Below are 12,301 nucleotides of genomic sequence, written 5' to 3'. Positions count from 1 at the left end.
TCTTTAGTAAATTTAATCAAAAACAGCTTAACTTAATGTCCAGTCAAAGATAGCAGGTCCACATAGTGGAGCCAGAGCAAAAGCAGGAGGTAAGAGATATCGTTTATGATCAAATTCAACTGCCTGCTGTAGTGCAAGCCTATCATATGCCAGCGCAAGGTACTGACGATTATTATGCGCTGAATATGCTTAGTACATTATTGTCAGACGGGCAAAGCTCTCGCATGTATAAAAAGCTTGTAGATGAGGATCAGCAAGCATTGCAGGTGGTGGCCATTCCATTTGGTTCAGAAGATCCTGGTTTATATCTGGTTTTCGGGCTGGCTAATGTAGGTGTAGAAGCCGCTGACCTTGAAAAAGGAATGGATGCTGAGATAGAAAAGGTAAAAGCTGAGCTTATATCTGATAAGGAATTTCAGAAAATAAGAAATCAGGTAGAAAATGATATAGTTACAGAAAACAGTACCGTAAAAGGAATAGCTGAGAACCTGGCTAACTATCACGTGTATTTTGGAGATGCTAACCTGATCAATACTGAAATAGAAAAGTATATGAAGGTGACTAAAGAGGACATCAAAAAGGTCGCTAACAAGTACCTGAACAAGCAGAATAGAGTGGTATTATACTATCTGCCAGAGTCTGCTAAAGAACAATCTGATAACGTTGAACCTAAAAACGATAAATAAAATGCTGACAAAATATATATCACTAGTATTTACGTTTGTATTTGGTTCATCCTTTTTGTTCGCTCAAGTAGATAGAACCAAAGCCCCCGAAGCCGGTCCTGCTCCAAAAATACAGATTGGAGAATACAAATCCTTCGAGCTTAAAAATGGATTAAAGGTATTTGTGGTGGAAAATCATAAAATTCCCAGAACTACTTTTTCTTTGATTTTCGATAATGACCCTATTCTTGAAAAAGAAAAGGCTGGTTACGTTACTATGGCGGGGCAGCTTTTAAGGAGCGGAACTACTAATTATACTAAAGCGGAGCTAGATGAGGAGGTGGATTTTATAGGAGCTTCATTAAGAGCTTCTTCTAATAGTGTCTATGCATCTTCATTATCTAAGCATAAGGATAAGCTTCTTCAGCTAATGACTGATGTGCTATTTCACCCAGCTTTTCCTGAAGATGAGTTAGAGAAAATCAGAAAGCAAACTTTGTCAGCGATAGCGGCAGGAAAGGAGAGTCCTAATGAAATAGCATCTAACGTGGAGGCCGTTTTAAACTATGGTAAAGATCATCCTTACGGTGAGCTTACTACGGAAGAAACAGTCAAAAATGTTACAGTAGAAGATATTAAGAATTATTACAATACCTATTTTAAGCCTAATGTGGCCTATATGGCAGTAGTGGGGGATATTTCTTTTAAGGATGCTAAAAAGCTTGTGAAGAAATATTTTAGCGATTGGGAAAAAGGGAATGTTCCAAAAGCAACTTATGCACAGCCTCAGGCTCCAGAGCAAGCTACAATCGCAATGGTAGACAGGCCAAGTAGTGTGCAATCAGTCATTTCGGTTACTTATCCTGTAGAGTTAAAGCCAGGTCAACCGGATGTAGTTAAGGCTAATGTAATGAATCAAATATTAGGGGGAGGGTTCTCCTCTAGGTTAATGCAAAACCTGAGAGAGGATAAATCTTTCACCTATGGTGCGAGATCCTCCATATCTAGTGATGAACTCATTGGTAATTTTTCAGCCTCAGCTAGTGTAAGAAATGCAGTGACTGATAGTGCTGTATTCGAATTTATCAAAGAGCTCAAGAAGATTCGAAATGAAAAAGTAGAACAGAGCGAGTTAGACGCAGCCAAAGCCTCTATCTTAGGCAGCTTTGCCCGTTCTTTAGAGCAACCTTCTACTGTAGCTAGTTTTGCTATTAATACAGCTCGATATAATTTACCTGAAGATTATTATCAAAACTATCTCAGAAATGTATCTTCTACTACTCTGGAGGAGGTAAAAGCCATGGCTGATAAATACATAAAGCCAGGCCATGCTAATATATTGGTTGTGGGGAAAGCATCAGAAGTAGCTGAAAAACTTAAGGCTTTCGGTCCTGTAAAGTACTATGATATTTATGGCAATGAATATGAGCCAAAAGATAAGGCCGAGTTACCGGCTGGCCTTACCGCAGAAAAGGTAATTGATAATTATATCAAGGCCATTGGAGGAAAGGAGGCTTTGAGTAAAGTTAAGTCTGTGAAAATAGTAATGGGAGCTGATATGGGAGGACGATCAATAACGATTACCTCCATTAAAAAAGAGCCTAAAAAGATGTTACTTGAAGTGAGTATGGCTGGTAATGTTATGAGCAAGCAAGTGCTTAATGAAGAGGAGGTTGCTGTAACTCAAATGGGGAATAAGGTGCCGATTGATGAAACGGCAAAAGAGCAATTAATGATAGAAGGTTATATATTTCCAGAATTGAAGTATAAGGAATTAGACATAAAGACTAAGCTGATTGGAATAGAAAAAGTTGAAGATACAGATGCTTATGCCGTGGAGCTGACTTACCCTTCAGGTAATAAAGTGACTGAGTATTATGACATAAAATCAGGTTTTAAGATTCGAGTCTCTAGAAATATGGAAACCCCTCAGGGAGAAGTGAATATGGCTACTGATATGGGAGATTATAAAGAAGTTTCAGGTGTGTATTTTGCACATTCTGTGACTCAGCCAATTGGAGCTATGAAGCTGAGCATCCAAGCGTCAGAGGTTAAGGTTAACCCTGAAGTTAGCGATGACTTATTTAAGCCTGGAGCTGAGGATTAGATATATTTAAAAAGGGAGTTGTGACGATTCACAACGCCCTTTTAAATTATAAGCCATTTTAAAATAAGTCTAGTCCAGTCCAGCTCTTGAAGGATGTTTTTTGTTCTTCAGTAGCATTAGCTTTAGGATGAATTTTATATTGAGTGAAATAAGTTTTTTCTGAGGTTTTTACAGCTATATTCAGCTTTTTATTGAAATTTCTACTGATTTCAAATACATATTCTCCGGCTGTATATTTTGCAATATTTTCCAGATCTAACGGCTCCTTATTAACCGAAATAATTTCGTCATTTACAGAAAAGTATTGTTCACCAATCGACCCAGGGGCGATATGAACAATTTTTGGGTTAGTATTAGGCGTGGGGTTTGGTGATATTTTCACTCCAAAATATCTTTCAAAGGGATTTTTGGCATCTGAATTGGTCAGTTCACAGCCTACATGCTGTAATAATTCGTTAATCAGCTTATCTTTTGGAGCCGTGCCGTGTACATGTGTATTAAAGAAGTCTTCCAAACTCTCTCCATACAACTCTTCACACAACTTTTGAACATCCTGAGAAGTATATCCGGTTGATGTTTTACCAAAGTTCTCCCATAAACTCACCATGATGTTGTCTAGAGAGTATTTATCTTCAGATTTTCTTCTGAGCATTAAGTCAAGGCATAAAGCTATCATAGCGCCTTCTACGTATATAGAGCTTTTTCTGTCAGGAAAATTAAGTGCATACCCGTCAACCCATAAATCGATGGAAGAGTCGACTACTGAATAATTGAGTCTTCCGAAATTTGTGAAATGTCTTTTGAAGAGTAAGTTCAACTCATTGAAATAGCCGTCCCTTGAAAATACACCACTTTTAGCTAAAAAAAGATCTCCATAGTATGTGGTGAAACCTTCGGCTACATAACCTGTAGGAAACGTAACTTCTTTATTGAAATCATAGGGCTGAAGCTCTTTAGGTCTTATTTTTATTATATTCCACGCATGGAAAAGTTCATGAGAGCTTACCCCAAGTAATTGATTATAAAGCTCTGTTTCATCATCTGAAATGCCCGGCCCGACAGTTATTACTGTGGAATCGTGATGTTCTACTCCATGATAAAATTTGTAAGGCAAAAGATGTAGCAGAAAATGATAGCTGTCCTCAGGAAATTCACCCATTATCTCTATCTGTTTTTTACTGAATTTATAGAAGTGATCCTCCATCTTAGCTGTATTAATATTATGTTTTCCATTAATCCAGATGTGAAAATCAGTATTGTCAATGGTGTAATTGAAGTGTTCTAAGTCAGCGGACGCTATCATGGGGCTGTCCACTAATTCATAATAATCTTTAGCTACAAGAACGCCATTTTTTCGCTTCAGTCCGCAGGCTATATTGTAATGGGAAGGTATGTCTAGAGCTACCTCGCAAGCTTCATTAATAGACTCTTTAGTGTAAATAAGACAGTTTATAAAGTTGATATATATGAGATCTTCATCAAAGTAACTATTGCCGGCATCCATTTTATAAGCCCAGTACTTATAGGTCACATTAATTTCTTTGAGGTTTTGAGTATCTACTACCCAGCTACTGTGAGATGTTTTTGTGTAGCGTACTTGATTTCCCTGATCATCAGTGATGCGAAAATTTTTTATGTTTTTTGCGTAATATGTAGCTTCGTAGCGCCCCGGTCTCCATATAGGAAGATACAAGGAGAGAGAAGTTTTGTGGTCTGTTTTTATATTAGTAGTTACCTCCATAAAATGCTGTAGAGGCTGTGGAAACGATATATTATAATGCATTGATTCTTTTTTTTGTAAAAATAGACATATTGAGAAGGAGGATTAAGAAATTATTGCTAAAATTGCTCCTTCAAACAAATCTAAGAAGGTAGTTTGTATTTGTAAAAATACTCGCTATCTTTGCAGCCCGGAAAAAATTAAAGTGAAGGTGACTCCTCTCTTTTTTAACTAAGAAGGATTAAAGTATATCAAAATGAAAAGAACATTTCAACCATCGCAAAGAAAAAGAAAGAACAAGCACGGTTTCAGAGCTCGTATGGAGTCTGTAAATGGCAGAGCAGTATTAGCTAGAAGAAGAGCTAAAGGAAGAAAGAAACTTACTGTTTCTGACGAGAAAACTCATAAATAATATTTTGAGCCAGCTTGCTGGTTTGAAGTATCCGTGTAAGTTGTTTTTTTCATTGGGTTGAAAAAAACCGCTTGATATGAGATTAAACACTTTTGGAAAGTCAGAAAGACTTTCTCATAAAAAATATATTCAGGAACTCTTTTCACAGGGTTCCTCTTTTTATTTGTATCCGTTTAAGGTCATTTATAGGCCCTTTTCTGGTATTGATGAAAATCAGGTGCTAATAGCTGTATCTAAAAGAAATTTTAAAAAGGCAGTAGACCGTAATAAGGTCAAGCGCAGAGTTCGTGAAGCCTATCGCTTAAACAAGCCTCAATTTCAGTCTCCAGTAAAATTTCAAATTGCTTATATTTATACAGCTAATGAAATTTTGCCTTTTCGAAATATTGAAAAGAAACTCATTTCTGTTAGTCAGCGTTTGAATAAAATGTCGACCTTAAAGCATAAAAATGATGAAGAGACTACTAAAGGCTAAGATACTAATCCCTTCCCTTGCACTTATTACGCTTGTATCATTTGTTGCTCCCACAGAGCGGTATTTCGAGATAGCCAGGAACTTGGATATTTTTGCTACCTTATTTAAAGAGGTTAACGCCTATTATGTAGATGAGTTAGACCCTGATAAGATGATTGAAACAGGTATAGATGCTATGCTTGGCTCCTTAGATCCATACACCAGTTATATTCCTGAAGACGAAATAGAAAATTTCAGAACTATGACCACCGGTCAATATGCCGGAATAGGTGCTATGATTGGTAAGGTGGGTGATAAAACAGTAATTACTATGCCTTATGAAGGCTTTCCTGCCTACAAGTCTGGTCTGAGAATCGGTGATGAGTTAATCAATATTAATGGGCATGATGTAGAAGGGAAGAGCGTATCAGATGTTAGCCTTTTATTAAAAGGGCAGGCTAAGACAGATGTTGATGTTACTGTAAAGAGATACGGAAAGCAAATGCCTATTGATTTTCATATAAAGAGGGAGAAAATCACTGTTGATAATGTGCGCTATGTTGGGCTGGTAGCCGATGGGGTTGGTTATATTAAATTGGAAGATTTCACTACCGAAGCCGGAAAAGAAGTAGCTGTCGCAGTAGAAAATCTTAAGGAAAAAGGGGCCAAATCAGTAATTCTAGATTTACGTGGAAATCCTGGCGGCTTATTGAGCGAAGCGGTTAATGTAAGTAACGTATTTATTGATAAACATAAGGAAGTGGTTTCCACCAAAGGAAAAGTAACGGAATGGAACAAAACCTATAAAACACTTAATAGTCCGGTAGATACGAAAATACCTTTGGTGGTACTTACTAATGGAGGCAGTGCATCAGCTGCAGAAATAGTTTCAGGAGTTATTCAAGATTATGATCGAGGTATTTTAATCGGTACACGCACTTTTGGAAAAGGCCTTGTACAAACCACTAGGCCCTTGAGTTATAATGCTCAGCTTAAAGTTACTACTGCAAAATACTATATTCCTAGTGGTAGATGTATTCAGGCGCTTGATTATGCCCATAGAAATGAAGATGGTTCAGTAAATAAAATCGCTGATTCGTTAAAAACAGAATTTAAAACAACTAGTGGTAGAGTAGTGTACGATGGTCAGGGCTTGGATCCTGATATAAAAATTGATCATGAGTATTACGCACCTATTACGATGAGCCTGGTTACGAAAGGTTTGATTTTTAACTATGCAACCAAATATGCTGCTGAGCATAGTGCTCCCGCAAATGCAAAAAAATTCCAACTTTCTGATGAGGAATATAATGAGTTTAAAAAATGGTTAGCAGATAAAAGCTATGATTACACTACTAAGGTAGAAAAGGAAATAGATGCTTTGGAAGAATCATCCAAACAAGAAAAATACTATGAAGACATCCATAAACAGCTTATGGACCTCAAAACTAAAGTAAAACACAATAAGGAGCAGGATCTGGAGACCTTTAAGGATGAAATAACTCAAGCTGTTGAAGTCGAAATCGCCGCAAGATTCTTTTATCAGAAAGGAGAAATAGAGGCTTCTTTTAGAAATGATGAGGACATTCAAAAGGGTATTTCAGTTTTAACTGATTCAGAGAAATATAAAACCATACTCGAAGGAAGCAACTAAATGTCATTAATATTAAGTATAGAAACAGCTACGCCTATCTGTTCTGTAGCTTTGTTGAATCAAGGTGAAGTTCTCGGCAGTCAAATCCTATATATTGAAAAATCACACTCGGGTTTATTGGCTCCAATCATTGATGCACTCATTAAACAGTGTGGTTATGCACTATCTGACCTTGATGCTGTGGCCGTTTCTGGAGGACCAGGATCTTATACCGGATTGCGAATTGGTGTGAGCACCGCCAAAGGAATCAGCTTTTCATTAGACATACCTTTGATTAGCATCAATACCTTAGAGGCTATGGCCTATGGCATGAGTCAAGTAAATTATTCCGGCGCATATCTGTGTCCTATGATTGATGCTCGCCGTATGGAAGTATATTGTATGATAACAGATAAAAATCTGAGTGTAATACAAGAGACTGCGCCAAAAATTATTGATGAAACAAGTTTTAGTGAGTTTCTAAATCAACATCAGGTCATTTTTGCTGGTAATGGAGCAGGTAAATGCCAATCAGTGATTACGCATAAAAATGCATCATTTATAGATCTCCCTTTTATGAATGCGGAGTATGTGGCTAATCTGGCGTTTAGAAAATATCAGGAACAGCAATTTGAGGATGTAGCTTACTATGAGCCATTTTATCTTAAGGAGTTTCACGTAACCCAACCTAAGAAGCGTTGAGTTCGTTCAAATATAAAAAGTAGAATTATGTCTGAAGAAACACAAATTATTAATAGAGTAGCCAATAGTCCATTAATAACCTTAGACCTTACTGACTTTATAGATAAAGGTGAGAGAAGAGTATTTGATCTGAAAGATTGGTTGTTTCAGGAAATGATTCTTAAAGAAAAGGATTTCCGTAGTTATGTGAAAGAGCATGATTGGGCACAGTATGAGGGTAAGCATGTAGCGCTTACTTGTACAGCTGATGCTATTATACCATCTTGGGCATATATGCTCATAACGACCAAATTAGAGCCATATGCCAAAACCATAGCACTAGGAGGTCTTATTGATTTAGAGAAAATGATCTGTGCCCAAGCTATTCAAAATATTGATAGTCAGCAATATCAAAACAAGAAGGTAGTTGTAAAGGGATGTAGTGATTTGCTCGTGCCCGAATTTGCCTATGTAGAGGTCACTAAGAAGCTGAGACCAGTTGTGTCTAGTATTATGTATGGTGAGCCTTGCAGTACAGTGCCATTGTATAAAAAGCCAAAGAAGTAACATGATGTAAGAATAGTGCGATTATCATATAGGTTTTAGGAGAGGATTTTAGTTAATTAAATTCCACGCTTAATCTTAAAGCCTTTTATATGAAGCACTATTTACCGATTTTCTTTTTAAGTAAATTAATATTTTTTAGTTGCTTACTTAACGTTTCTGTCTCCAGAGGTCAGGAGCGAAAGTGTTTTAGTTATGAATATGAAAAGCAGCTTCGTAACAAGTACCCTCATTTAAAAACTCTTGAGGAGTATGAATCAGTCATCAATTATTATTCGAAGAAGCAGGGGAATTCTCTTATTTATAGAGAAGCAGGAGATGTTTTTACTATTCCCGTAATTTTTCATGTCATTCATAGTGGCGAGTCTGTTGGTAGTGGTGATAATATTAGCGCAGCATTAATCAACGCTCAAATTGAACAGCTAAATAATGACTATAGAAAAAAAGAAGGGACATTAGGCTATAACAATAATCCTGTAGGCGCTGATCTTCTTGTGGAATTTGTTCCTGCATTAATAGGCCCTGATGGCCAAATACTTTCTGAGGCAGGTATTAATAGAATTAATAGGGAAGATATGGGGTGGAGCTCCCCACCATTCGGAGTATGTAATGGTTTTGGCACCTTAGATAATACCTATATTGAAGAGGTTGTTAAGCCAGAATCTTTCTGGGATTCGGATAAATATCTTAATATATGGGTAATGGATATTAGCTGTGGTGTACTTGGCTACGCTCAGTTTCCAAGCTTCACAGAACTTCCTGGATTGGAAGATGATGAGGGAATAGCTTCAACTGATGGTGTAGTGCTACTTACGTCAAGTGTGGGAGGAGAGAACTTACCTAATCCTATGGGGGGAGATTTTAACATGGGGCGTACTGCTACTCACGAGGTAGGGCATTGGTTAGGCCTCCGGCACATCTGGGGAGATGGAGGTTGTGGTGTAGATGATTATTGCGATGATACCCCAGCGGCCGATCAGCCTAACTATGGTTGTGCACCACACACGGCTTGCGGTTCAATGGATATGATTGAGAACTATATGGATTATACAGATGATGCTTGTATGAACATATTTACTCAAGACCAGAAAACCAGAATTGATATTGCCTTACTTAATTCACCAAGAAGATCTCAGTTGGAATTTTCCACAGTTCACTTGTGTGCTTTTCCTTATCTATTTATAAGTGAAATAGTAGATGGTACCGAAGCGGGTGATCTGCCAAGGTATGTGGAGCTTTATAATAGTGGTACTGAATCTTATGATTTGAGTGGCGTATCCCTTCGTATTTATTTTAATGGAAGTACTGAACATAATGTTTCTATTGACATTCCAGAAGGTACTACTATAGATCCAGAAGGTACTTTTGTTTTTTCTAAAACAGAGTTTACAGGAATCTGGGGGAATAACTTTGATGGAGTTACCCCAGATTTAATAGATGCTAATCTCAATGCTGATGGTAATGACGTATATGAGTTATTTGATAATAAGCTAAATGTGCCAATCGATATTTTTGGAGATATTGGCACCGATGGAAATTCAGAGGCATGGAATTATGAGAATGCCCGAGCGGTAAGGAGAAATTATGTGCTCACTGCTAATGTTGGAACATTTCGTATTATTGATTGGGCAATTGCTGCTTATGATAGTGATATTAGTGACCCAGGCTATCATTTGGCAGAAATACCTTCATTTGATGCCTCAATTTCAGGTTTATCTGGTATTGAAAATGGTATTACTTATTTCGCCTGTGCAGGAGAAGTGATTGTGTCCCCCATAGTTGAAATAAAAAACGTCGGTACAGAAAGTTTTAGCACCATCAATCTATTGATCAATCAAAATGGAAATGTTATTTCTGTTATTGTGGATATCGGTTTATTAGAACCAGGTGAAAATGTAGCTATTAACCTTCCTGAAATAACCCATGAATTAGAAGGAGAGTTCTCCTATTCTGTCAGCATTGACGAGGAAGATGGTAATCCTACTAATGATAATAATACAGAGGTTAGCTATGGCGTTAATATTTTTGAAAACACTACGGCATTAAAGGTCATAACGCAGACGGACAGGTATCCAGAAGAAATCTCATGGTCCATTCAAGATAGTAATGGAGATGTGATATTTTTTAATAATACTTTTTCAGCTTCAAGTCTCGATATTTCAAATATTTGTATAGAAGATGGTGATTATAAATTTGTACTTTATGATTCTTATGGTGATGGAATAGGAGATGGCTATTGCTCACTGGTTACGGCTGATAATGACATAATAGCTACTATACCTGGCGACCACCCTAATTTTGATGCTATTCTAGAGGAAGATCCTGATAGTGTGTCATTCAACTTTTCTATTCCTTTGGGAGGAAGCTATGATGCGAGTTTGGTAATTATTAAACCTGAACTTGGTGATAATGTAATTTCATGTACACCCTATGTTGATGTTCTAGGAGTTATAGAAAACACTGGTAATATGCCAATTAGTTCTCTTACTTACGAAGTTGCAAATGAAGAGTATAGCATTGATGGTTTTTTGCTTGAACAAGGGGAATCTGCTAATATTAAGTTAGGTGCCGTTTCGCTGGAAGAAGGAGAGAATCTGATAACAGCATCGTTGGTTCAGTTAAATGGCAGAAGAGATATGGACCCTGGCAATAGTACTCCTGAAGTATCCGTTTACTATACTGATGATCCTACTAATACTCAATTTCGGATAGAGTTAAATTTGGATTTTTACCCTGAGGAAACTAGCTGGCGAGTTGAGGACTCTGAAGGGAATATTCTTAAAGAGTCAATCGCATATAACTCAGGTAATCTAACTGTAAATAGCTTTATGTGCTTAAATGATGGATGTTATATATTTAAGCTTTTAGACAGATATGGAGATGGAGGACCTACAGCAAATCTGTATTTGAATGATGAGTTGATCGATTCTTTGGGATATGAACCGTGGACAGATCAATTAAAGACGGAATTTTGTGTAACGGCACCCAAGGCAGTTGAATCTTTTGAGGCAATAGCCAGTGATAATCTTACTATACAACTTTCTTGGCATGACGAGGACGAAGGTGTTTTGTATTATCATCTTGAAAAGTCCACAGACCAAATAAGCTGGGAGGATTTATCTGAAAATATTACCCTTGAATCGAGGTCTTATTTGGATAAAAATTTAGAGCGAGATATTAAATATTACTATAAGATTAGTAAAGCCTACCTGGCGGGAAATTCTGATTGGAAGATTGCGAGTGCCACTGCTAATTTAGTTACTGGTACTGTTGGGCAATATGGTGTTGAGAAAATGGGACTGAGTATTTACCCAAATCCAACTAAAGATAAGATTAATATTAGCTTTAATGAAAATCTTAAGAACCCGGTGGTGATACAGGTTTTGGATAACATGGGTAAAATAATTCAGGAAAACTACGCATCGAAGCATAACGATCATGTCGAGATTAGTCTCGATAATATACCGCGTGGAGCTTATCTTATTACTGTTAAAAGTTCAGAGGCTGTACTGATTAAGAAGATATTAAAGGATTAATGAGCGAGTAGTTTATATATGAATGATGATTATAGTGTTTAGTTAATAAGAAATATGGAGTATAAAATTGATATTGAATTTGTCTCAATTGGCTATGTATAGGACTTATGCTGTTGCCGTTATGCAGCTAGTGCTAGTGCATAAATGGGAATTATGAAATGCAAATACGGCTTTGTATCTATAGTATTGAAATCCGTACTTGTGAAAAGATATATACAATAATACTTATTTCTGAATGTTGAGTGAATTTGGTTAGAAGTGAATGATAAAATTATTTAATTGATTATCAGGTGATTATGAATTTTATGATATTTTTTTAGGTCTTTTTTTTTAGAAGTGTTGGATTATAATAGAAAACACCCTAACCTTGCACTCCCAAAACGGATAAGCCGGAGGGAAAAATCAGCCATAAGGTTGAGTTAAGATATTGAAATACTGCAGAGCAGCACTAAAAAATACTGAAAAAATAAACGACAAAAAGTAGTTTATTAAAAGCAAAGAGTTGTTATCTTTGCAACCCATTAGAAAG

The 12,301-nt window shown here is 36.8% G+C and carries 9 protein-coding genes; 8 read left to right on the top strand and 1 reads right to left on the bottom strand.

Annotated features, from left to right (window positions below; genetic code table 11):
* Positions 1-65 precede the first annotated feature (65 nt).
* Both JL102_RS23220 and JL102_RS23215 read left to right on the top strand, forming a co-directional pair.
* Entirely contained in the window at positions 66-686 is a 621-nt protein-coding gene (locus JL102_RS23220; protein ID WP_317191664.1) for a M16 family metallopeptidase, read from the top strand.
* 1 nt (position 687) lies between these two features.
* Positions 688-2,772, top strand: a complete 2,085-nt coding sequence (locus JL102_RS23215) for a M16 family metallopeptidase (RefSeq protein WP_202246869.1) — start codon at positions 688-690, stop codon at positions 2,770-2,772.
* A gap of 58 nt (positions 2,773-2,830) precedes the next feature.
* On the opposite strand, the gene JL102_RS23210 is transcribed toward JL102_RS23215, so the two are convergent.
* Entirely contained in the window at positions 2,831-4,555 is a 1,725-nt protein-coding gene (locus tag JL102_RS23210) for a M61 family metallopeptidase (protein ID WP_202246868.1), read from the bottom strand.
* A 193-nt stretch (positions 4,556-4,748) separates the two neighbouring features.
* Here JL102_RS23210 and rpmH point away from each other — a divergent pair, with 193 nt between their 5' ends.
* From rpmH to JL102_RS23180, 6 genes are all read left to right on the top strand, one after another.
* Entirely contained in the window at positions 4,749-4,904 is a 156-nt protein-coding gene (rpmH, locus tag JL102_RS23205; protein ID WP_202246867.1) for a 50S ribosomal protein L34, read from the top strand.
* 76 nt (positions 4,905-4,980) lie between these two features.
* Positions 4,981-5,379: a ribonuclease P protein component gene (gene rnpA / locus JL102_RS23200; RefSeq protein WP_202246866.1), complete on the top strand. Its 399-nt coding sequence runs from the start codon at positions 4,981-4,983 to the stop codon at positions 5,377-5,379.
* Positions 5,354-7,012, top strand: coding sequence for a S41 family peptidase (locus JL102_RS23195; RefSeq protein WP_202246865.1), 1,659 nt, complete (start codon positions 5,354-5,356; stop codon positions 7,010-7,012). The genes rnpA and JL102_RS23195 overlap by 26 nt, the downstream gene beginning before the upstream one ends.
* A complete protein-coding gene (gene tsaB, locus JL102_RS23190) occupies positions 7,013-7,693 on the top strand; it encodes a tRNA (adenosine(37)-N6)-threonylcarbamoyltransferase complex dimerization subunit type 1 TsaB (protein WP_202246864.1) in 681 nt (226 codons plus the stop codon).
* A 27-nt stretch (positions 7,694-7,720) separates the two neighbouring features.
* Positions 7,721-8,239 (top strand): DUF2480 family protein, encoded by a 519-nt coding sequence (locus JL102_RS23185; protein WP_202246863.1) that lies wholly within the window; start codon positions 7,721-7,723, stop codon positions 8,237-8,239.
* Between the two features lie 89 nt (positions 8,240-8,328).
* Complete coding sequence (locus JL102_RS23180; protein ID WP_202246862.1) at positions 8,329-11,772, top strand: T9SS type A sorting domain-containing protein; 3,444 nt, start codon at positions 8,329-8,331, stop codon at positions 11,770-11,772.
* Positions 11,773-12,301 lie beyond the last annotated feature (529 nt).

The sequence above is a fragment of the Fulvivirga sediminis genome (assembly GCF_016757215.1).
Taxonomy (GTDB): Bacteria; Bacteroidota; Bacteroidia; order Cytophagales; family Cyclobacteriaceae; genus Fulvivirga; species Fulvivirga sediminis.
This window is presented reverse-complemented; position numbering and strand designations above follow the sequence as displayed.